This window comes from Streptomyces sp. SAS_281 (genome assembly GCF_052542855.1).
Genome location: NZ_JBMNDO010000038.1, coordinates 23,931 through 44,201, shown reverse-complemented (window position 1 = coordinate 44,201; position 20,271 = coordinate 23,931). Strand labels below are relative to the sequence as shown.

At 70.2% G+C, this 20,271-nt stretch carries 25 protein-coding genes and 4 tRNA genes; 21 read left to right on the top strand and 8 right to left on the bottom strand.

The window, feature by feature from the left end:
* Window positions 1-86 precede the first annotated feature (86 nt).
* The 3 genes from htpX (at window position 87) to ACN6LM_RS16950 (ending at window position 1,701) form a co-directional block, all read left to right on the top strand.
* The gene (htpX, locus tag ACN6LM_RS16960; RefSeq protein ID WP_445066186.1) at window positions 87-950 is read left to right on the top strand and encodes a zinc metalloprotease HtpX; all 864 of its coding nucleotides are present in this window, start codon (window positions 87-89) and stop codon (window positions 948-950) included.
* Complete coding sequence (locus tag ACN6LM_RS16955; RefSeq protein ID WP_445066185.1) at window positions 947-1,339, top strand: YccF domain-containing protein; 393 nt, start codon at window positions 947-949, stop codon at window positions 1,337-1,339. Before htpX ends, ACN6LM_RS16955 begins: the two co-directional genes overlap by 4 nt.
* 89 nt (window positions 1,340-1,428) lie before the next feature.
* Window positions 1,429-1,701 carry a GlsB/YeaQ/YmgE family stress response membrane protein gene (locus ACN6LM_RS16950; RefSeq protein WP_143626001.1) on the top strand — a complete coding sequence of 91 codons (273 nt, stop codon included), beginning with the start codon at window positions 1,429-1,431 and terminating at the stop codon, window positions 1,699-1,701.
* 2 nt (window positions 1,702-1,703) lie between these two features.
* Here the strand turns inward: ACN6LM_RS16950 and ACN6LM_RS16945 are convergent, their stop codons facing one another.
* From ACN6LM_RS16945 to ACN6LM_RS16935, 3 genes are all read right to left on the bottom strand, one after another.
* Window positions 1,704-2,363 carry an alpha-ketoglutarate-dependent dioxygenase AlkB family protein gene (locus ACN6LM_RS16945; RefSeq protein ID WP_445066184.1) on the bottom strand — a complete coding sequence of 220 codons (660 nt, stop codon included), beginning with the start codon at window positions 2,361-2,363 and terminating at the stop codon, window positions 1,704-1,706.
* 13 nt (window positions 2,364-2,376) lie between these two features.
* Window positions 2,377-2,883, bottom strand: a complete 507-nt coding sequence (locus tag ACN6LM_RS16940; RefSeq protein ID WP_445066183.1) for a methylated-DNA--[protein]-cysteine S-methyltransferase — start codon at window positions 2,881-2,883, stop codon at window positions 2,377-2,379.
* Window positions 2,884-3,028: 145 nt separating this feature from the next.
* A complete protein-coding gene (locus ACN6LM_RS16935) occupies window positions 3,029-3,517 on the bottom strand; it encodes a YajQ family cyclic di-GMP-binding protein (RefSeq protein WP_018519335.1) in 489 nt (162 codons plus the stop codon).
* Window positions 3,518-3,709: 192 nt separating this feature from the next.
* Here ACN6LM_RS16935 and ACN6LM_RS16930 point away from each other — a divergent pair.
* A tRNA-Tyr gene (locus tag ACN6LM_RS16930) sits at window positions 3,710-3,791 on the top strand.
* Between the two features lie 49 nt (window positions 3,792-3,840).
* Here the strand turns inward: ACN6LM_RS16930 and ACN6LM_RS16925 are convergent.
* Window positions 3,841-4,497, bottom strand: coding sequence for an SDR family oxidoreductase (locus ACN6LM_RS16925; protein ID WP_445066182.1), 657 nt, complete (start codon window positions 4,495-4,497; stop codon window positions 3,841-3,843).
* A 34-nt stretch (window positions 4,498-4,531) separates the two neighbouring features.
* Window positions 4,532-5,767, bottom strand: a complete 1,236-nt coding sequence (locus ACN6LM_RS16920; RefSeq protein WP_445066181.1) for an amidohydrolase family protein — start codon at window positions 5,765-5,767, stop codon at window positions 4,532-4,534.
* A 214-nt stretch (window positions 5,768-5,981) separates the two neighbouring features.
* Here ACN6LM_RS16920 and ACN6LM_RS16915 point away from each other — a divergent pair.
* The 8 genes from ACN6LM_RS16915 to ACN6LM_RS16880 all read left to right on the top strand — a co-directional run bounded on the left by ACN6LM_RS16915 (window position 5,982) and on the right by ACN6LM_RS16880 (window position 10,787).
* Window positions 5,982-6,054 (top strand) — tRNA-Thr (locus tag ACN6LM_RS16915).
* 44 nt (window positions 6,055-6,098) lie between these two features.
* Window positions 6,099-6,171, top strand: a tRNA-Met gene (locus ACN6LM_RS16910).
* 88 nt (window positions 6,172-6,259) lie between these two features.
* The gene (gene rpmG / locus ACN6LM_RS16905) at window positions 6,260-6,424 is read left to right on the top strand and encodes a 50S ribosomal protein L33 (RefSeq protein ID WP_003956487.1); all 165 of its coding nucleotides are present in this window, start codon (window positions 6,260-6,262) and stop codon (window positions 6,422-6,424) included.
* A 133-nt stretch (window positions 6,425-6,557) separates the two neighbouring features.
* On the top strand, window positions 6,558-7,010 hold the full coding sequence (locus tag ACN6LM_RS16900) for an FAS1-like dehydratase domain-containing protein (protein ID WP_383297943.1): 453 nt from the start codon (window positions 6,558-6,560) through the stop codon (window positions 7,008-7,010).
* On the top strand, window positions 7,010-7,438 hold the full coding sequence (locus tag ACN6LM_RS16895) for a MaoC family dehydratase (RefSeq protein WP_445066180.1): 429 nt from the start codon (window positions 7,010-7,012) through the stop codon (window positions 7,436-7,438). The genes ACN6LM_RS16900 and ACN6LM_RS16895 overlap by 1 nt, the downstream gene beginning before the upstream one ends.
* A 133-nt stretch (window positions 7,439-7,571) precedes the next feature.
* Window positions 7,572-8,120, top strand: coding sequence for a TetR/AcrR family transcriptional regulator (locus ACN6LM_RS16890; protein WP_445066179.1), 549 nt, complete (start codon window positions 7,572-7,574; stop codon window positions 8,118-8,120).
* 77 nt (window positions 8,121-8,197) lie between these two features.
* A complete protein-coding gene (locus tag ACN6LM_RS16885) occupies window positions 8,198-9,658 on the top strand; it encodes an MFS transporter (RefSeq protein WP_445066178.1) in 1,461 nt (486 codons plus the stop codon).
* A gap of 73 nt (window positions 9,659-9,731) precedes the next feature.
* On the top strand, window positions 9,732-10,787 hold the full coding sequence (locus ACN6LM_RS16880) for a UDP-N-acetylmuramate dehydrogenase (protein WP_445066177.1): 1,056 nt from the start codon (window positions 9,732-9,734) through the stop codon (window positions 10,785-10,787).
* 22 nt (window positions 10,788-10,809) lie between these two features.
* Here the strand turns inward: ACN6LM_RS16880 and ACN6LM_RS16875 are convergent, their stop codons facing one another.
* The gene (locus ACN6LM_RS16875; protein ID WP_445066176.1) at window positions 10,810-11,445 is read right to left on the bottom strand and encodes an NAD(P)-dependent oxidoreductase; all 636 of its coding nucleotides are present in this window, start codon (window positions 11,443-11,445) and stop codon (window positions 10,810-10,812) included.
* A gap of 87 nt (window positions 11,446-11,532) precedes the next feature.
* Between ACN6LM_RS16875 and ACN6LM_RS16870 the strand changes: the two genes are divergently transcribed.
* Window positions 11,533-12,132, top strand: a complete 600-nt coding sequence (locus ACN6LM_RS16870; RefSeq protein ID WP_445066175.1) for a TetR/AcrR family transcriptional regulator — start codon at window positions 11,533-11,535, stop codon at window positions 12,130-12,132.
* A 3-nt stretch (window positions 12,133-12,135) separates the two neighbouring features.
* Here the strand turns inward: ACN6LM_RS16870 and ACN6LM_RS16865 are convergent, their stop codons facing one another.
* On the bottom strand, window positions 12,136-13,158 hold the full coding sequence (locus ACN6LM_RS16865; RefSeq protein ID WP_445066174.1) for an adenosine deaminase: 1,023 nt from the start codon (window positions 13,156-13,158) through the stop codon (window positions 12,136-12,138).
* A 126-nt stretch (window positions 13,159-13,284) separates the two neighbouring features.
* Window positions 13,285-14,511 (bottom strand): pyridoxal phosphate-dependent aminotransferase, encoded by a 1,227-nt coding sequence (locus ACN6LM_RS16860; protein ID WP_143621119.1) that lies wholly within the window; start codon window positions 14,509-14,511, stop codon window positions 13,285-13,287.
* A gap of 225 nt (window positions 14,512-14,736) precedes the next feature.
* On the opposite strand from ACN6LM_RS16860, the gene ACN6LM_RS16855 reads away from it, so the two are divergent.
* The 8 genes from ACN6LM_RS16855 to rplL all read left to right on the top strand — a co-directional run bounded on the left by ACN6LM_RS16855 (window position 14,737) and on the right by rplL (window position 19,983).
* Window positions 14,737-14,809, top strand: a tRNA-Trp gene (locus tag ACN6LM_RS16855).
* 106 nt (window positions 14,810-14,915) lie between these two features.
* Window positions 14,916-15,200, top strand: coding sequence for a preprotein translocase subunit SecE (gene secE, locus ACN6LM_RS16850; RefSeq protein ID WP_164398884.1), 285 nt, complete (start codon window positions 14,916-14,918; stop codon window positions 15,198-15,200).
* Between the two features lie 71 nt (window positions 15,201-15,271).
* Entirely contained in the window at window positions 15,272-16,114 is an 843-nt protein-coding gene (gene nusG, locus ACN6LM_RS16845) for a transcription termination/antitermination protein NusG (protein ID WP_445066173.1), read from the top strand.
* A gap of 175 nt (window positions 16,115-16,289) precedes the next feature.
* On the top strand, window positions 16,290-16,724 hold the full coding sequence (gene rplK, locus ACN6LM_RS16840) for a 50S ribosomal protein L11 (protein WP_386888069.1): 435 nt from the start codon (window positions 16,290-16,292) through the stop codon (window positions 16,722-16,724).
* Window positions 16,725-16,804: 80 nt separating this feature from the next.
* On the top strand, window positions 16,805-17,527 hold the full coding sequence (gene rplA / locus ACN6LM_RS16835) for a 50S ribosomal protein L1 (protein WP_445066172.1): 723 nt from the start codon (window positions 16,805-16,807) through the stop codon (window positions 17,525-17,527).
* A gap of 158 nt (window positions 17,528-17,685) precedes the next feature.
* Window positions 17,686-18,606: a hypothetical protein gene (locus ACN6LM_RS16830; RefSeq protein WP_445066171.1), complete on the top strand. Its 921-nt coding sequence runs from the start codon at window positions 17,686-17,688 to the stop codon at window positions 18,604-18,606.
* A 351-nt stretch (window positions 18,607-18,957) separates the two neighbouring features.
* Entirely contained in the window at window positions 18,958-19,515 is a 558-nt protein-coding gene (gene rplJ, locus ACN6LM_RS16825; protein ID WP_018101258.1) for a 50S ribosomal protein L10, read from the top strand.
* Between the two features lie 84 nt (window positions 19,516-19,599).
* Window positions 19,600-19,983, top strand: a complete 384-nt coding sequence (gene rplL, locus ACN6LM_RS16820) for a 50S ribosomal protein L7/L12 (RefSeq protein ID WP_164640338.1) — start codon at window positions 19,600-19,602, stop codon at window positions 19,981-19,983.
* Window positions 19,984-20,271: the final 288 nt, after the last annotated feature.

The window sequence follows — 20,271 nt, the reverse complement described above, 5'->3', positions numbered from 1 at the left end:
GGCGTTGACCAGTACAGGAGGCTCCACTGAGCGGTGGGGCCCCACTCGCCAAGGGCTCCCCTGCCGCACGATCTGGAGGGCGTACCGTGCACCGCCGGCACAACGGGCTGAAAACCGCCGTACTCCTCGGGGGCCTGTCCGCACTCATCATCGTCATCGGCAGCTTCTTCGGTCGTACGGGCCTGATCGTCGCCCTCCTGGTGGCGATCGGCACCAACGCGTACGCGTACTGGAACAGCGACAAGCTGGCGCTGCGGGCCATGCGCGCCCGCCCCGTGAGCGAATTCGAGGCGCCCCAGCTCTACCGCATGGTCCGTGAGCTCTCCACATCGGCGCGCCAGCCCATGCCCCGGCTCTACATCTCCCCGACCCAGGCCCCCAACGCCTTCGCGACCGGCCGCAACCCGCGCAACGCGGCGGTCTGCTGCACCGAGGGCATCCTGAGCCTCCTGGACGAGCGCGAACTGCGCGGCGTCCTCGGGCACGAACTGAGCCACGTCTACAACCGGGACATCCTCATCTCGTCCGTCGCCGGAGCGCTGGCCTCCGTCGTGATGTTCCTGGTCAACTTCGCCTGGCTGATACCGGTCGGCCGCTCCAACGATGACGAGGGCCCGGGCCTCCTGGGCATGCTGCTGATCATGATCCTGGGTCCGCTCGCCGCGTCCGTCATCCAGCTGGCCGTCAGCCGTTCCCGGGAGTACGAGGCGGACGCCTCGGGCGCCCGGCTCACCGGCGACCCGCTGGCCCTCGCCGGCGCCCTGCGGAAGCTGGAGGCCGGGACGCAGCAGCTCCCGCTGCCCCCGGAGCCCCGGATCGAGACCGCGAGCCACATGATGATCGCCAACCCCTTCCGCGCGGGGCGGGGGATGTCCAGGATGTTCTCGACCCACCCGCCGATGGCGGAGCGCATCGCCCGACTCGAGCAGATGGCAGGTCCTCGCCCGTGAAAACAATTCTGAACGTCATTTGGCTGGTCCTCTGCGGATTCTGGATGTTCCTCGGCTACCTGCTCGCGGGACTCCTGCTCTGCATCACGATCATCGGCATCCCCTTCGGGCTGGCCGCCTTCCGGATCGGCGTCTACGCCCTGTGGCCCTTCGGGCACCGGGTCGTCGACCGCCGGGACGCGGGCAGCCCGTCCTGCGTGGGCAACGTGCTCTGGCTGATCCTCGCCGGCTGGTGGCTGGCGCTCGGTCACATCACCACGGGCATCGCCCTGTGCATCACGATCATCGGGATCCCGCTGGGCATCGCCAACTTCAAGCTCATCCCGGTGTCCCTGATGCCCTTCGGCAAGGAGATCGTGCGCACCGACGAGCAGTTCGCGGGCTGGTAGGCCCCGGCCCCACAGCCCGCCGCAGGCAACCACCCGCCCGTCCCCGGCGTCTTGGCTTCCAGGACAGAGGGACGGGTAGGTTCGCACGCATGACCATTATCGGCTGGATCATTCTCGGGCTCGTCGCGGGCGTCATCGCCAAGATCCTGCTGCCGGGGCGCGATCCCGGCGGCCTGGTGGGCACGACGCTCATAGGGATCGTCGGCGCGTTCCTCGGTGGCTGGATATCGTCGCGGTTCCTGGACCGCGAGATCACCAAGGACTTCTTCGACCCGGCGACCTGGGTCGCGGCCATCGGCGGCTCCCTGGTCCTGCTGATCGCCTACCGGCTGCTCTTCGGCAACTCCCGCGAACGCCGCTGAGGTCAGCCGCCCAACCCTGTTTCACGCAACGTCACATTGAGCCGGCCACCGCTCATTCCCGTGCCCGGAGGAGCGGTGCCGGGCCGGACCACCGGCACCCCGTGGAACGCCCGGCGCGCCGGGCCGCCGAACACGAACAGGTCGCCGGACGCCAGCTCCACATCGGTCCACGGCCTGCCCCGGCCCTCCGTGTTGCCGAACCGGAAGACACACGTGTCCCCGATGCTGAGCGACACCACGGGCGCCCCGGACCGCTCCTCGGCATCCCGGTGCATGCCCATCCGGGCCGTACCGTCGTAGAAGTTGACCAGCGCGGCATCCGGCGCGTACGCCTCCGAGCCGCCTCCCGGCCCGTAAGCCTCCGCCACCGCCGCCCGCCCCAACTCCGCCAGCCAGGAGGGGAACGGAGCCACCGGAGCGCCGTTCACGTCGTCCGCCGTACGCGAGTAGCGGTACGGCTGCCAGTGCCACCCGAGGCACACCGTCCGCACCGACATCACCCCGCCCCCCGGCAACGCCGTGTGCCGCAACGGCACGGGCCCCCGCGCCCATTCCCGGCACGCCACCACCAACTCCCGCTGCCGCTCGGGCGACAGCCAGTCGGGCACGTGCACGGCCCCCGGCGCGACGACGGCACGCGACCTGGGGAAGAGTCCGTCCATCAGCGGTGGCCCGTCAACGCCCCGCCAGGGCCCCTTCGAGCCCCAGCAGCCGTTCCTTGCGCTCCAGCCCGCCCGCGTACCCGCGCAGCGCGCCGTCCGCACCGATCACCCGGTGGCACGGCCGCACGACCAGCAGCGGATTGCGCCCGATCGCCGTACCCACCGCCCGCACCCCGGCGCCGCTCGCGCCGACGCGCGCGGCGATCTGCCCGTACGAGACCGTCTCGCCGTACGGAACGGCGTCCAGCGCCGCCCAGACCCGCCGCTGGAACCCGGTGCCCCGCCCCTCCGCGTACACCAGGTCGAAGCGCGTCCTGCGCCCCTCGAAGTACTCGCGCAGCTGGGCGGCGGCCCCCGCGAACGCCTCGGGCGCGTACACCCAGCCGTCCTGGACGACGGTGCCGCCCTTCTGGCCCGGTACGGAGAGCGAGACGAGCGCGGTACCCGCCGCTCCGGGGGCCTCTTCCCCGACCAGCAGCAGTTCGCCCAGCGGGCTGTCGACCGTCGTGTACATGGTCATGACCGGTCCCTCTCCTCATCCGTACGCCGGCCGGAACGCCGGCCGTCACGGACCAGTCTGCTGCGCCCGAACCGCCGGGACCGGCGGTATTCGGACATGCAGTCCGGGCGCGGAACGAGAAGTTCCGCTCCCGGACCACGATGCTCTAGCGGTAGTTCGCGAACTGCACGTCGAAGTCGAAGTCCTGGGCCTTCAGCAGCGCCTGCACGGCCTGAAGGTCGTCCCGGCTCTTCGAGGTGACCCGCAGCTCCTCGCCCTGGACCTGGGCCTTGACGCCCTTGGGACCCTCGTCGCGGATGATCTTCGCGACCTTCTTGGCGTTCTCCTGGGAGATGCCCTCCTGGATCGAGGCGAACAGCTTGTACTCCTTGCCGGACAGCTGCGGCTCACCGGCGTCCAGCGACTTCAGCGAGATCCCGCGCTTGATCAGCTTGGACTGGAAGATGTCGAGGATGGCCTTGACCCGCTCCTCGCCGTTCGCCTGCATCAGGATCTTCTCGCCGGACCACGCGATCGACGCGTCCGTGCCCTTGAAGTCGTAACGGGTGGAGATCTCCTTGGCGGCCTGGTTGAGGGCGTTGTCGACCTCCTGCCGCTCGACCTTCGAGACGATGTCGAAACTGGAGTCGGCCATGACGTGTGGCTCCTTGGATCGGGGGTGCTGGAAAGTGCGTACCTGGCGCGGCGGCCGCGTAAAGCCTAGCCACCCGAGACCGCACGGGCCTCCGAACAATCCGGTGGCGTAGCACCCTCGGTCATCAGGTATTGTTTACGTCGTTGCCAGAGAGCACCGCGGGAAACCCGGCACTCGAAGGCGGCATCCCTTGGCGGTGTGCCCGAGTGGCCAAAGGGAGCAGACTGTAAATCTGCCGGCTCAGCCTACCCAGGTTCGAACCCTGGCGCCGCCACGAGCAAGGCCCCCGTTCTTCGAACGGGGGCCTTCTTCGTGCGTGTCGGTCAGTTGCCCGCGATGTCCTTCACCGCGACCGCCAACGGCACGTTGCCCGAGATCAGCTCCAGGGTCAGGCCCGCCGTGGCCGGGGTGTCCAGGAGTTCGACCAGGGCCGCCGCCACGTCGTCGCGGGGGACCGGGCCGCGGCCCGTGGACGCGGCGAGGAGGACCTGGCCGGTGCCGGCGTCGTTGGTGAGCATCCCGGGGCGCAGGATCGTCCAGTCCAGGGCGGAGCGGGAGCGTACGTCCGCGTCCGCCGCGCCCTTGGCCCGCAGGTACACGTCGAACACCTCGTCCCCGGCGTGGTCCGGGTCGGCGCCCATGGACGAGACCACGACGTAACGCCGCACCCCCGCCCGCTCCGCCGCGTCCGCGAAGAGCACGGCCGCGCCCCGGTCCACGGTGTCCTTGCGGGCCGTGCCGCTGGCCGGGCCCGCGCCGGCCGCGAAGACCGCCGCGTCGGCGCCGCGCAGCACCTCGGCGACCTCGTCGACCGTGGCCGATTCCAGGTCCAGCACCACGGGCTCGGCGCCCGCCGCTCTGAGGTCGTCGCTCTGTCCGGGGTTGCGGATGATGCCGGCCGCCTCGTCCCCGCGCGCGGCGAGCAAGCGCTCCAGCCGCAGCGCGATCTGACCATGTCCACCTGCGATGACAATGCGCATACGACCGACGGTACGCCGGAGCGCGCCGCGGCGCTCACGGCCCGCCGGTGGATTCCGGCCGTCCCTGGCGGGGAAGACCGGGCCCGCCGCCGGCCTCCGGGTCGCCGTACTCGCGCACCGCGCTGGTCCGGGCCACCACCCGCCCCCGGTGCACCACGACCCGGCTGTACGCCAGCGACAGCGCCCCGGCCAGCCCTTCCCCGCGTACGGCGAGCAGCTCGGCCGGGAAGCCCGCCTCGACGCGGAGCCCGGGGAGCCCCATGACGTGCCGGGCCTCGGCGGACACCGCCGCGTAGGCGTGCTCGGGGCTCAGGCCCCCCTGCGAGGACAGCAGGAACGCCGCCTCCAGCGGGTCGCCGCGCCCCACCGGATTCGCCGGGTCGCGCAAGGCCCCGCCGCCCGCGGCGACCCGCACCCCGGCCTCGCGCAGCAGCCGTACGGGGGCGGCGCCCCGGTGTTCCGTACCGCAGCAGCCGCCCTGGGGGAGGCAGGTGACGCTCACCCCGGCGTTCGCCAGCTGCCCGGCCGCCCGGGCGGCGACGTCGGCGGGGAGGAGGGCGAGACCGGCGCAGGGGCCGATGGTGACCGCCTGGCGCATTCCGCCCGCCAGCGCGGCGAACCGGGCCAGCCGGGCGGGGTTGCCGCCGTCCGTGTGCAGGTCCACGGGGCAGCCGTGCTCGGCGGCGACCTCCAGGACGGCCTCGACGTATCCGGACGGGTCCGGGTCGAGGTCGGGGCGGCCGCCGACCGCCGCGGCGCCCATCTTCACCGCGTCGCGGAGCATCGCCAGGTTGCCCGCCCCGGCGACGCCGGTGAGCAGCCGGGGGACGGCGACCGGGGCCAGGTCGGCCAGGCCGCGCAGCGAGCGCCGGGCCTGGAGGACGGCTTCGAGCGCCGCGAGGCCCCGCGGGCCGCCGATCCGCACGTGCGAGCGCAGGGCCGTCGCGCCGTGGCCGAGCTGGATCAGCGCGGCCTCCGTGGCGCGCCGCCGGATGTCCTCGGGCCGTTCGGACGCGGGCCCGGCGCCGTCCGCGGTGAGGGCGGTGTCGCTGTGGGCGTGCGGCTCGGCGGGCGCGGGGAGCAGGAGGTGGCCGCGCAGGTCGAGGCGGGCGCCGGGGGCGGTGAGGCTGCCCGCGGTACCGACGGCCTCGATGCGGCCGCCGCAGACCCGGACGTCCACGACGCGGCCGTCGCTGAGGCGGGCGCCGCAGAGCGTCAGGGCGGAGGACTCCGGGCCGCCGGTGGTGTGGGCCGCGTGGTCGTCGGGCATCGCGCTCCTGGGAGGGGGTCAAGATCACGCAGAGTGAGTAAAGCCTAGGAGTGGGCGCGGCCCGGCCGGAGGAGGAGCGCAATAGTCGTACCGGTGCCGCCTTGCTGATCAGCGGTGTGAGGACGCCCGGAGCGGGGTACGGGCCCGGGTTGGCCGGGCGCCGGGAAACGGATTTGGGCGATCGGCGACCGAGCGTGTAATGTCTTCATCGCTCGCCCCAATAGCTCAGTCGGTAGAGCGTCTCCATGGTAAGGAGAAGGTCTGCGGTTCGATTCCGCATTGGGGCTCTGGTGATCGGAAACCCCGCTTCGGCGGGGGGACCAGTCATCAAAGCGGTGTAGCTCAGTCGGTAGAGCAAGCGGCTCATAATCGCTGTGTCACCGGTTCAAGTCCGGTCACCGCTACTAAAAGTAGCCGATTGTGGGGTCGGTCCTTCGATCGGCTACTCTTTTTTGCGTTCATCCGTCCATCGTCCGTCCAAGGAGCACTCACGTGGCTGCCACCGACGTCCGCCCGAAGATCACGCTGGCCTGCGTGGAGTGCAAGGAGCGGAACTACATCACCAAGAAGAACCGGCGTAACAACCCGGACCGTCTTGAGATGAAGAAGCACTGCCCGCGCTGCAACTCGCACACCGCGCACCGCGAAACGCGCTGAATCAGGCTCGTACACGAGGCCGTCCCCTTCGGGGGGCGGCCTCGTGTCGTTGTGCGGCGGGTGTGGCGTTCAATGGTGCCGGACGCCGCCACAGGCCGGCCCAGACGTTCTTTCATCAGGAGGTTGCGAGTTCATGGCGCTCGACCAGTCCTTCGTGGGACGGACCTATCCGCCCACCGCGCCGTACGAGGTCGGACGGGAGAAGATCCGCGAGTTCGCCGAGGCCGTGGGCGACGCCCACCCCGCGTACACCGATCCCGAGGCCGCCGCGGCGCTCGGCCACGCCGATGTGATCGCGCCGCCGACCTTCGTGTTCTCGATCACCTTCAAGGCCGCCGGCCAGGTCATCGAGGACCCCCAGCTCGGTCTGGACTACAGCCGGGTCGTGCACGGCGACCAGAAGTTCGTCTACGTGCGCCCCGTGCGTGCGGGGGACCGGCTGTCGGTCGTCTCGACCATCGAGGCTGTGAAGTCGATGGCGGGCAACGACATCCTGGACGTCCGCGGTGACGTGCACGACGAGTCCGGTGAGCTGGTCGTGACCGCCTGGACGAAGCTGGTGGCGCGCGCCGCCGAGGAGGCGTGATGACGGCGACGGTGAGTTACGAGTCGGTCGAGGTCGGTACGGAGCTGCCGGCGCGGTCGTTCCCCGTCACCCGGGCGACGCTCGTGCAGTACGCGGGCGCCTCGGGCGACTTCAACCCGATCCACTGGAACGAGCGCTTCGCGCGCGAGGTCGGGCTGCCCGATGTGATCGCGCACGGCATGTTCACCATGGCCGAGGCGATCCGCGTGGTCACGGACTGGGCGGGCGACCCGGGCGCGGTGGTCGAGTACGGGGTGCGCTTCACCAAGCCCGTCGTGGTCCCGGACGACGACAAGGGTGCGCAGATCGAGGTCAGCGGCAAGGTGGGCGCGCTGCTGGACGACCGGCGGGTGCGGGTCGACCTGACGGTCATGAGCGACGGCAAGAAGGTCCTGGGCATGTCCCGGGCCGTGGTGCAGCTCGCCTAGGGGCGACGCGACGTGATGCAAGGGGCACGGTCCCACGGGGCCGTGCCCCTTACGCGTACCCCGCCGGCAACTCCGTCCGGTGCCCCGCTTGACGAAGTTAGTGATTGAGTACTAACTTACTGGCATGGCAAGGATGAGTGCAGATGAGCGACGCGAGAGCGTCATCCGTGCGGCGATCACCGAGTTCGCCCGCGGCGGGTACAGCGCCACCTCCACGGAGGCGATCGCCAAGCGGGTCGGCGTCTCGCAGCCCTACCTCTTCCGCCTCTTCCCCAACAAGCAGGCGATGTTCCTCGCGGCCTCCGATCGCTGCTTCGCGGAGACCCGGCAGGTCTTCGCGGAGGCGGCCGAAGGGCTGGAGGGCGAGGAGGCGCTGCACGCCATGGCCAGGGCCTATCAGGTGCTGGTCGCCGACGACCCCGACAAGCTGCTCATGCAGATGCAGACGTACGCCGCCGTCGCCGCCGCGGAAGCCGCCGGTGACCACGAGTTCGGCGAATCGGTGCGGGCCGGCTGGCTGGAGCTCTTCGACTCCGTCCACCTCGCGCTCGGTGCCGAGGTGAACGACACCACCACGTTCCTCGCGTACGGCATGCTCGCCAACACGCTGACCTCGCTCGGCTTTCCGGCCGGACACCGGATCTGGTCCGGTTTCTACGCCTCCGCCCAGCCGGTCTCCTGAACGTGTCCGACCCCGGGTTCCGCCCGGTTTTCTGCCCGGAAAAGTTAGTAATCAATAACTAACCCTCAGGGGGAGCAGTGAACCAGCAATCGAAAGGCCGCGCGGGAGCGGCCTGGGCCCTCGTCATCACCAGCGTCGCCGGCTTCATGGCGGCACTCGACAACCTCGTCGTCACCACCGCCCTGCCGTCCATCCGCGAAAGCCTCGGCGGAGAGATGGAGGAGCTGGAGTGGACGGTCAACGCCTACACGCTCACCTTCGCCGTCCTGCTGATGTTCGGCGCCGCCCTCGGTGACCGCTTCGGCCGCCGCCGGCTCTTCCTCGCCGGCCTCACCGTCTTCACCGGCGCGTCCGCCGCGGCCGCCCTCTCGCCGGGCATCAGCGAACTCATCGCCTTCCGCGCCGTCCAGGGCGTCGGCGCCGCGATCATGATGCCGCTCACGCTGACCCTGCTCACGGCCGCCGTGGAACCCGCCCGCCGGGGCATGGCGCTCGGCATCTTCAGCGCCGTGACCGGCCTCGCCGTGGCCAGCGGGCCCCTGATCGGCGGCAGCCTCACCGAGCACATCTCCTGGCAGTGGATCTTCTGGCTCAACGTCCCGATCGGTCTGCTCCTGCTGCCGCTCGCCCGCTTCCGGCTCGCGGAGTCGTACGCCCCCGGCGCCCGGCTCGACGTCCCCGGCACCCTCCTCGTCAGCGGCGGCCTCTTCGGCATCGTCTACGGACTCGTCAACGCCAACGCCGACGGCTGGACCAGCCCGACCGTCCTGACCTCCCTCATCGCCGGCACCGTGCTCATCGGCGCCTTCGTCCGCCACGGCCTCCGGGGCCGCCGGCCCATGCTCCCCATGCGCCTCTTCCGGGACCGCGGCTTCTTCGGGATCAACATCGCCAGCCTGCTGATGTACCTCGGGATGTTCGGCGCGATCTTCCTGCTGAGCCAGTACTTCCAGGGCGTCCTGGGCTACTCGCCCGCCGAGGCCGGGCTGCGGATGCTGCCCTGGACCGGCATGCCGATGCTCGTCGCCCCCATCGCCGGGATTCTCTCCGACCGGTTCGGCGGCCGTCCGGTGGTCGTGACCGGACTCGCCCTCCAGGCGCTCGGCCTCGCCCTCTTCGCCCTGGTCATCGCCCCGGACGCCTCCTACGTCTCGCAGCTGCCCGGCCTGATCGTCGGCGGCGTCGGGATGGCCCTGTACTTCGCGCCGGCCGCCAGCCTGGTGATGTCCAGCGTCCGCCCCGGTGACCAGGGCATCGCGTCCGGCGCCAACAACGCCCTCCGCGAGGTCGGCGGCGCCCTCGGGATCGCCGTGCTCACCACCGTCTTCGCCTCGCAGGGCGGCCTCGAATCCGCGCAGTCCTTCACCGACGGGACCGTCCCCGCCGTCTGGATCGGCTCCGGGGTCGTCGCCCTGGCCGCGCTCGTCGCCCTGGTGATCCCCGGCCGCCGTGCCACCGGTACGCGGGAGCCGGCCGCCGGGACGGCCGAGGCCCACGCCGACACCCCCGTCGAGGAACCGGTCTCCGTACCCGCCTGACGCACCCCGCACACGCCACGCGGTCCGTGGGCCCCCCCCAGACGGCGGGGCCACGGACCGTACCCTTGTCCCCGTGCAGGAACTCCACGACGCCCCCCTCGCCCCCCTGACCACCTTCCGGCTCGGCGGCCCCGCCACCCGGCTCCTCACGGCCACCACGGACACCGAGGTGATCGACGCCGTGCGCGAGGCCGACGACAGCGGCACCCCACTCCTGATCATCGGCGGCGGCAGCAACCTGGTCATCGGAGACAAGGGCTTCGAGGGCATCGCGCTGCGCATCGCCACCAAGGGCTTCGTCCTCGACGGGGGCTCCCTGGAGCTGGCCGCCGGCGAGGTCTGGACCGACGCCGTCACCCGCACCGTGGAGGCCGGACTCGCGGGCCTCGAATGCCTGGCCGGCATCCCCGGTTCGGCCGGTGCGACGCCGATCCAGAACGTCGGGGCGTACGGACAGGAGGTGTCCTCCACCATCACGGAGGTCGTCGCCTACGACCGGCGCACCCGGGAAACCGTCGTCCTGCCCAACTCCGAGTGCGCGTTCTCCTACCGGCACAGCCGTTTCAAGACCGAGCCCGACCGGTACGTGGTGCTGCGCGTCCGCTTCGGCCTGGAGGAGGCCGGCGGGCTCTCGGCGCCCCTGAAGTACCCGGAGACCGCGCGGACCATGGGCGTCCAGGAGGGGGACCGCGTTCCCGCCGCCGAGGCCCGCGAAACCGTGCTCCGGCTGCGCGCCGGCAAGGGCATGGTGCTGGACCCCGAGGACCACGACACCTGGTCGGCCGGGTCCTTCTTCACCAACCCGATCCTGGAACAGGCCGAGTTCGACGCCTTCCTGGCCCGGGTCGCCGACCGGCTCGGCCCCGGCGTGACGCCCCCCGCCTTCCCCGGCGGTGAGGGGCGCACCAAGACCTCCGCCGCCTGGCTCATCGACCGGGCCGGCTTCACCAAGGGCTACGGCACCGGGCCCGCCCGCATCTCCACCAAGCACACGCTCGCCCTCACCAACCGGGGCGCGGCGACCACCGAGGACCTGCTGGCCCTGGCGCGTGAGGTCGTGGCCGGGGTGCACGCGGCCTTCGGCGTCACCCTGGTCAACGAACCGGTGACGGTGGGCGTCAGCCTGTAGCGCGTCCCGGGTCGCCGGGCCCTCAGTACGCCACGCCCACGCCCTGCTTCACCGACGCCGGGTCGCCGGTGAGCGCCAGCATCGCGTGGGCCACGTCGGCCCGGGAGATGGACCGGCCGCTGCGCGGGTTGCCGCCGACCACCGTCCGGTAGGTGCCCGTCAGGGGCCCGTTCGTCAGCTTGGGTGGCCGCACGGACGTCCAGTCCGTGGCCGAGGCCGCCAGTGCCGCCTCCATCGCGGTGAGATCCGCGTACACCTCCTTGAGGACCGCGCCGATCAGCGAGAGCATCATCCGGTCGAGCAGCGGCTCGCCGGCGGGTGCGGGGGCGACCGGGGCGGCACTGACCACCAGCAGCCGCCGGGTGCCCTCCGCCTCCATGGCCGTCAGCACGGCGCGGGTCAGCCGCTCGGCGACGCCGTCGGCCTTGCGGCCCCTGGACCCGAGGCCGGAGAGGACCGCGTCCCGGCCCGCCACCGCCTCCCGCAGCGCCTCCGGGTCGTCCACCCGGTCGGCGCTGTGCACCGTGACGTCCGAGAGCGGGACCGCGAGCCGGGCGGGGTCGCGCACCACCGCCGTCACCTCGTGCCCCGCCGCCACCGCCTGGCGGACGATCTCCTGCCCGATTCCGCCGGTCGCACCGAAAACCGTGAGCTTCATGGCACACCCCTTCGAGGTGGGTAAGTGTTCACTCACCTCTAGAGTGGGTGGGTAATCACTCACCCGTCAAGCCTTATCGGAGTGCTCATGGAGCAGAAGCCGGCCCGCGTCCGCCTCATCGACGCCGCCTATCAGCTCATGCTCACCAAGGGCCTGGCCCGGACCACCACCAAGGAGATCGCCAAGGCCGCCGGCTGCTCGGAGGCCGCGCTCTACAAGCACTTCCTCAGCAAGGAGGAGCTGTTCGTGGTGGTCCTCCAGGAACGGCTGCCCAAGGTCGACCTGCGCGACCTCATCGCCGACCCGGGAGCGGGGGAGCGGTCGGTCGAGGAGAACCTCACCGGCATCGCCCGCCAGGCCGCCCTGTTCTACGAGCAGAGCTTCCCGATCGCCGCCTCCCTGTACGCCGAACCGAGGCTCAAGGAGCGCCACGACGCGGCCATGCGCGAGCTGGGCACCGGCCCCCACCTGCCCCTACGCGGCGTCGACACCTATCTGCGGGCCGAACAGGCCGCCGGCCGCGTCCGGCCCGACGCCGACACCTACGCGGCCGCCTCACTGCTCCTCGGCGCCTGCGCCCAGCGCGCGTTCGCCTACGACGCCACGGACACCGGCGAACCGCCCCAGCCGCTGGACGACTTCGCGGCGTCCCTGGCCCGCACCCTGCTCAACGGCCTCGCCGGCTGAGGCTCAGCCCACCGGCCCCGCCAGCCACGCGTCGACCCCCGCCAGCAACTCCGTCCGCACCGGCTCCGGCGCCGTGGAACCGCGCACCGACTGGCGGGCCAGCTCGGCCAGCTCCTCGTCGGTGAACGCGTGGTGGCGGCGCACCAGGTCGTACTGCGCGGCCAGCCGGGAGCCGAACAGCAGCGGGTCGTCCGCGCCGAGGGCCATCGGCACCCCGGCGTCGAACAGCGTGCGCAGGGGGACATCGGCGGGCTTCTCGTAGACGCCGAGCGCCACATTGGACGCGGGGCACACCTCGCAGGTCACCCCCGCCTCCGCGAGCCGGCGCAGCAGCCGGGGGTCCTCGGCGGCGCGCACACCGTGCCCCACGCGGCCCGCGTCGAGGTCGTCCAGGCAGTCCCGCACGCTGGACGGGCCCGACAGCTCACCGCCGTGCGGGGCGGCCAGCAGACCGCCCTCCCGGGCGATGGCGAACGCCCGGTCGAAGTCACGGGCCATGCCGCGCCGTTCGTCGTTGGAGAGGCCGAAGCCGACGACGCCCCGGTCCGCGTACCGCACGGCGAGGCGCGCGAGGGTCCGGGCGTCCAGCGGGTGCTTCATCCGGTTCGCCGCGATGACCACCCGGATCGGCAGCCCGGTCTCGCGCGAGGCGGCGTCCACCGCGTCCAGGATGATCTCGATCGCCGGGATCATCCCGCCGAGCAGGGGCGCGTACGAGGTGGGGTCGACCTGGATCTCCAGCCAGCCCGAGCCGTCCGCCACGTCCTCCTGGGCGGCCTCGCGCACCAGGCGCTGGATGTCCTCGGGGGCCCGCAGGCAGGACCGGGCGATGTCGTACAGCCGCTGGAAGCGGAACCAGCCCCGTTCGTCCGTGGCGCGAAGTTCGGGCGGCTCGCCGCCGGTCAGGGCCTCGGGCAGCCGCACCCCGTACTTGTCGGCGAGCTCCAGCAGCGTCGTGGGCCGCATCGACCCGGTGAAGTGCAGGTGCAGGTGGGCCTTGGGCAGCAGCCGTACATCACGTTCCATTGCAAGATCCTGCCGCACGGAGGGGGCGGCGCGGTAGCCGCTTTCCCCATCGGGTGCCCCCTCGAACGCGAAAGCGACCCCCGGTCCGGGAACCGGGGGTCGCTTTCCGCGAAAAGAGGGCGGTGGTTACGCCTTCGCCTCGCCCAGCAGCTTCTGGAGCCGCGAGACGCCCTCGACCAGGTCGTCGTCGCCCAGCGCGTACGAGAGGCGCAGGTAGCCCGGTGTGCCGAACGCCTCGCCCGGGACGACCGCCACCTCGGCCTCGTCCAGGATCAGCGCGGCCAGCTCCACCGAGGTCTGCGGACGCTTGCCGCGGATCTCCCTGCCGAGCAGCTCCTTGACCGACGGGTACGCGTAGAAGGCGCCCTCGGGCTCCGGGCAGAACACGCCGTCGATGTCGTTGAGCATCCGCACGATGGTCTTCCGGCGCCGGTCGAAGGCGGTGCGCATCTCGGCGACCGCGTCCAGGTCCCCGGAGACGGCGGCCAGCGCGGCGGCCTGCGAGACGTTGGCGACGTTGGACGTGGCGTGCGACTGGAGGTTGGTCGCGGCCTTCACGACGTCCTTGGGGCCGACGATCCACCCGACGCGCCAGCCGGTCATCGCGTACGTCTTGGCGACGCCGTTGACCACGATGCACTTGTCGCGCAGCTCCGGCACGACGGCCGGCATCGAGGTGAACTTCGCGTCCCCGTAGACCAGGTGCTCGTAGATCTCGTCGGTCAGCACCCACAGGCCGTGCTCGACGGCCCAGCGGCCGATCGCCTCGGTGTCCGCCTCGCTGTACACCGCGCCGGTCGGGTTGGACGGGGAGACGAACAGGACGACCTTCGTACGCTCGGTACGGGCCGCCTCCAGCTGCTCCACGGAGACCCGGTAACCGGTGGTCTCGTCGGCCACGACCTCCACCGGGACACCGCCGGCCAGCCGGATCGACTCGGGGTAGGTGGTCCAGTACGGGGCCGGGACGATGACCTCGTCGCCCGGGTCGAGGATCGCGGCGAACGCCTCGTAGATCGCCTGCTTGCCGCCGTTGGTCACCAGGATCTGGGAGGCGTCGACCTCGTAACCGGAGTCGCGCAGCGTCTTCTCCGCGATGGCGGCCTTGAGCTCGGGGAGCCCGCCCGCCGGGGTGTAGCGGTGGTACTTCGGGGTGCGGCACGCCTCGACGGCGGCGTCGACGATGTAGCCGGGCGTCGGGAAGTCGGGCTCGCCGGCACCGAAGCCGATCACCGGACGGCCGGCGGCCTTGAGGGCCTTGGCCTTGGCGTCGACGGCGAGGGTGGCGGACTCGGAGATGGCACCGATGCGGGCGGAGACCCGGCTCTCGGACGGAGAAGTAGCAGCGCTCATGACCCCCATGCTCGCAGACCGTTTTCCGCGTCGGCACGGGGGTTTCAGGGACCGGACAGCACTCGGACAGCATGCGGACACGAAGCGACCAGGAGCGATCAGCAGCTTTCTGTTCGACGCCGGGCCGCTGAGCACGTACACTCTCCTGTCGTTGGCCTTCACCAGCCGCACCGTTCCTGCACTCGGGTCATCCGGGAACATGCGGTAGGTTGGTGGAATCCACAAAGGGTCGTAGCTCAATTGGTAGAGCACTGGTCTCCAAAACCAGCGGTTGGGGGTTCAAGTCCCTCCGGCCCTGCTACACACTCCTTCGCCAGGATGTGTGCGCATGTACGTACTTCAATGCACCGCCGTGCGGCTCCACCGGGCGCGGCACGGCCACGACCCGGAATCAGGTGAGAAGCGTGACGGACGCCGTGGGCTCCATCGACAAGCCTGATGCCGAGGACGAGGCCCCCGAGTCGAAGAAGACCCGGAAGGGCGGCAAGCGCGGGAAGAAGGGCCCTCTGGGCCGTCTCGCGCTTTTCTACCGCCAGATCGTCGCGGAGCTTCGCAAGGTCGTCTGGCCGACGCGCAACCAGCTGACGACGTACACCAGTGTGGTGATTGCGTTCGTCGTCGTCATGATCGGCCTCGTAACCGTGATTGACTTCGGTTTCGCGCGGGTCGTCAAGTACGTCTTCGGCTGATCCACGCGAAGGGCGCCTGATGGGCGCCCCTTTCGCATGTTCCACCCATATGTATCCAGGAAGAAGCCACCGTGTCTGACCCGAACCTGAACGACGCCGTCGAGCCGACGGCGGGCGCCTTCGAGTCCGCCGAGGACGAGCTCGACATCGTCGAGGCGGCGGACGCCGAGGAGTCGGACCAGGCCGAAGCCGCCGACGCCGACGAGGCCCCCGAGGCCGGCGACGAGGCGTCCGAGGACACCGCCGAGGAGACCGCGGACGCGGCCGACGAGGAGGAGGCCGAGCCGGCCGAGCCCGTCGACCCCGTCACGGCCCTGCGTGAGGAGCTCCGCGGGCTGCCGGGCGAGTGGTACGTCATCCACACGTACGCCGGTTACGAGAAGCGTGTGAAGGCCAACCTGGAGCAGCGCGCCGTCTCGCTGAACGTGGAGGAGTTCATCTATCAGGCCGAGGTGCCTGAGGAGGAAATCGTCCAGATCAAGAACGGCGAGCGCAAGAACGTCCGCCAGAACAAGCTCCCGGGCTACGTCCTGGTGCGCATGGACCTGACGAACGAGTCCTGGGGCGTCGTCCGCAACACCCCCGGTGTCACCGGCTTCGTGGGCAACGCCTACGACCCGTACCCGCTGACGCTGGACGAGATCGTCAAGATGCTCGCCCCGGAGGCCGAGGAGAAGGCCGCTCGCGAGGCCGCCGAGGCCGAGGGCAAGCCGGCTCCGGCCCGCAAGGTCGAGGTCCAGGTGCTCGACTTCGAGGTGGGCGACTCGGTCACCGTCACCGACGGCCCGTTCGCGACGCTGCAGGCGACGATCAACGAGATCAACGCCGACTCGAAGAAGGTCAAGGGCCTGGTCGAGATCTTCGGTCGCGAGACCCCGGTCGAGCTGAGCTTCGACCAGATCCAGAAGAACTGAGCTTTCCGCCCGCTTCTGGACACATGCCTACCGAGCAGGTCAGACAGGCTCTCGCAGCCGGTCTGACCTGCTTGGTTTTTGGTCGCGCAGCTATACCCGTTATCGTTGTGCGGTATGCCTGCATCCGGATGATCGGATGACGGCGAAAACTCTCACTAGGACCCGGAGAGAGCACATGCCTCCCAAGAAGAAGAAGATCACGGGGCTTATCAAGCTCCAGATCAACGCCGGTGCGGCCAACCCGGCCCCGCCGGTCGGCCCCGCGCTGGGTCAGCACGGCGTCAACATCATGGAGTTCTGCAAGGCCTACAACGCCGCGACCGAGTCGCAGCGTGGCATGGTCGTGCCGGTGGAGATCACGGTCTACGAGGACCGCTCCTTCACCTTCATCACCAAGACTCCGCCGGCCGCCAAGCTGATCCTCAAGGCCGCGGGTGTGGAGAAGGGCTCCGGCGAGCCGCACAAGACCAAGGTCGCCAAGCTGACGGCCGCCCAGGTCCGCGAGATCGCCACGACGAAGCTCCCCGACCTGAACGCCAACGACCTCGACGCCGCGTCGAAGATCATCGCTGGCACCGCCCGTTCCATGGGCATCACGGTCGAAGGCTGATTCAGCCCCACGCCCTCAGTGGTAGGACCGGCGCTGGTCCGCACCACGACTCCACACTCTGAAAACCATCAGGAGTAGAAGTGAAGCGCAGCAAGAACCTCCGCGCTGCGGACGCCAAGATCGACCGGGAGCGCCTGTACGCCCCGCTCGAGGCCGTCCGTCTCGCCAAGGAGACCGCCACCACGAAGTTCGACGGCACCGTCGAGGTCGCCTTCCGCCTGGGTGTTGACCCTCGCAAGGCCGACCAGATGGTCCGCGGCACCGTGAACCTCCCGCACGGCACCGGCAAGACCGCCCGGGTCCTGGTCTTCGCGACCGGTGACCGTGCTGCGGCCGCGGAAGCCGCCGGCGCCGACATCGTCGGCTCCGACGAGCTCATCGACGAGGTGGCGAAGGGCCGTCTGGACTTCGACGCCGTCGTCGCGACCCCGGACCTCATGGGCAAGGTCGGCCGCCTCGGCCGCGTGCTCGGTCCGCGTGGTCTGATGCCGAACCCGAAGACCGGTACGGTCACCCCCGATGTCGTGAAGGCTGTCAACGACATCAAGGGCGGCAAGATCGAGTTCCGCGTCGACAAGCACTCGAACCTGCACTTCATCATCGGCAAGGTGTCCTTCGACGACACCAAGCTGGTGGAGAACTACGCAGCGGCGCTGGAAGAGGTCCTCCGCCTGAAGCCGTCCGCGGCGAAGGGCCGCTACATCAAGAAGGCCGCCCTGGCGACCACGATGGGCCCCGGCATCCCGCTGGACTCCAACCGCACCCGTAACCTCCTCACCGAGGAGGACCCGGCCGCCGTCTGAGCCTCCGCGCTCGTACGACCGCCGCGTCACGTGTGACATGGGACGGGCCCCGCAACCTTTTCAGGTGCGGGGCTCGTCCTCATTCGTACGTGGACATGACTGTCGGAGCCCTGCGTCAGCGTGGGTGACCGGGAGTCGAACGAGGGGTGGAATAGCAGATGTTGACCCATACCGTAAGGCGCCTGGGCCTGTCCGTCGCTGTGGTGGCGGCGCTGACCTCGGTCGCGGCCTGTGGCGGATCGGACGACGGCGGCAAGGGCGGGACCGAGAAGGAGAGCCGCGGCAGTTCCGTGGTGAAGGTCGACCCGATCGCCGCACTGGTCGCCGTGCAGAAGAAGACCGGCCAGGCGCACTCGGCGCGGGTCGAGGGCGACACCACCATGGGCAGCGTGATGTCCATGAAGCAGACGGGCGTCATGGACTGGTCCGACGGGATCACCGGCACCATGAAGATCACGTACACCGCCGGCACCATGGCCGACACCCTGAAGCAGGCCGGCGGCAGCGGCACGATGGAGGCCCGTTACTTCAAGGACGGGTACGCGGCGGACATGGGCGAGGTCCTGGCCCAGCAGACCGGCGGCAAGCGCTGGATCAACTACAGCTACGACGACCTCGCCAAGGTGGCCGGAGCCTCGGGCGAGGTGATGAAGGACCAGATGCAGAACAGCACCCCCGAGCAGGGGGTGAAGTCGCTGCTGGCCTCCGGCGACGTCAAGAAGGTCGGCCAGGAGGACGTGCGCGGCGTCAGCGCCACGCACTACTCGGGCACGGTCGACGTCGCCGATCTGACCGCCAGGACCAGCAACCTCGACGCCGACGAGGTCGCCGCCCTCAAGAAGCAGCTGGCCGACGCCGGGATCACCACGGAGACCATCGACATCTGGGTCGACAAGAACGACCTGCTGGTGAAGAAGACCGAGCGCGGCGAGATGGCGACCGGCGAGCTGAACTCCACGGTGTTCTACAGCGACTACGGAACGAAGGTGTCGGTCGAGCGCCCGCCGGCCGCCCAGACCGTCGACTTCGCCGAGATGATGAAGCAGCAGCAGGGAGCCACCGCGGGAGCGGCTTCCTAAGGGCTGTCCCGCAATTCCTGGCGGATCGGCGCGCGGCGATTGCGGGGCGGTCCTCAGCCCGGTTCCGGGGGGTTCAAACCTCCCGGGACCACCCGAAGCGGGACGGATTTGTGTTGCGCGACCCGAGTCGCGTAGTCTTCTGCAGAAGCCAAAGACCGCTGGTCGTTGTTCTGAATCCCTCAGGGGTTCGGGCAACCGAAGGCTCCGTTGATGCGGACGACCTGCGCAGGTGACTGTGGATAGCTCCCGGACTTCGTTTCGGTCGAGCTACGCCCTGGCGCCTGCGCCGGGGCGTTTCGTCTTTCCGGTCCCTTTCGAGCGGTCCTCATCACCCGGAAGGAGGCCGACGCTATGGCTAGGCCCGACAAGGCTGCTGCGGTAGCCGAGCTCGCGGACCAGTTCCGCAGCTCGAACGCCGCCGTGCTGACCGAGTACCGGGGTCTCACCGTGGCACAGCTCAAGCAGCTGCGCCGTTCGCTCGGTGAGAACGCCCAGTACGCCGTGGTGAAGAACACGCTGACCAAGATTGCGGCCAACGAGGCCGGGATCGACACGCTGGACGACCTGTTCGCAGGTCCGACGGCGGTTGCCTTCGTCACCGGTGACCCGGTGGAGTCGGCGAAGGGTCTTCGTGACTTCGCCAAGGACAACCCGAACCTGATCATCAAGGGCGGTGTCCTTGACGGCAAGGCGCTGTCCGCCGATGACATCAAGCAGCTCGCGGACCTCGAGTCCCGCGAGGTTCTGCTCGCCAAGCTGGCCGGTGCCATGAAGGGCAAGCAGACTCAGGCTGCGCAGCTCTTCCAGGCGCTGCCGTCGAAGTTCGTCCGCACCGCGGAAGCGCTTCGCGTCAAGCTGGAGGAGCAGGGCGGTGCCGGTACGCCGGCTCCCGCCGAGGCCGCCGAGTAATCACGCTCAGCGGTCCAGCGGGCACCGTGTACGCCCGCCGACACATACATCCGGCACCTGCCGAATAGTGGAAGGACGCCTGTCATGGCGAAGCTGTCCCAGGAAGACCTGCTCGCTCAGTTCGAGGAGCTCACCCTCATCGAGCTCGCCGAGTTCGTGAAGGCCTTCGAGGAGAAGTTCGACGTCACCGCCGCCGCGGCCGTCGCCGTCGCGGGCCCGGGCCAGGCCGGCCCGGCCGCCCCGGTCGAGGACGAGAAGGACGAGTTCGACGTCATTCTCACCGCCGCCGGTGACAAGAAGATCCAGGTCATCAAGGTCGTGCGCGAGCTGACCTCCCTCGGCCTGAAGGAGGCCAAGGACCTCGTCGACGGCGCCCCGAAGCCCGTCCTCGAGAAGGTCGCGAAGGACGCCGCGGACAAGGCTGCCGAGTCCCTCAAGGGCGCCGGCGCCTCCGTCGAGGTCAAGTGACCCGAGGAGTCCTCTGACTCCTCAGGACCCCCGTGCCGCGAGGCGCGGAGTCACATCGCGAAAGGCGATCACCCGTTCGGGTGGTCGCCTTTCGGCGTACCGGAGGCGGGTGCCTTGCCCTTCCCGCGTTGACGAGTATGGTGATCTTCGCCGTGCGCCTCTCGTGGGGCGTGCGGGCGGTGGTCCGCGGGCCCGAGGGCGAGCGAGACCGAGAGGGCCCTTGACGAACCGCACGCGGCGCGCAATTCTCAAGGCGCGTCGCCGAATCGATCCGAATCCGAGGCATGG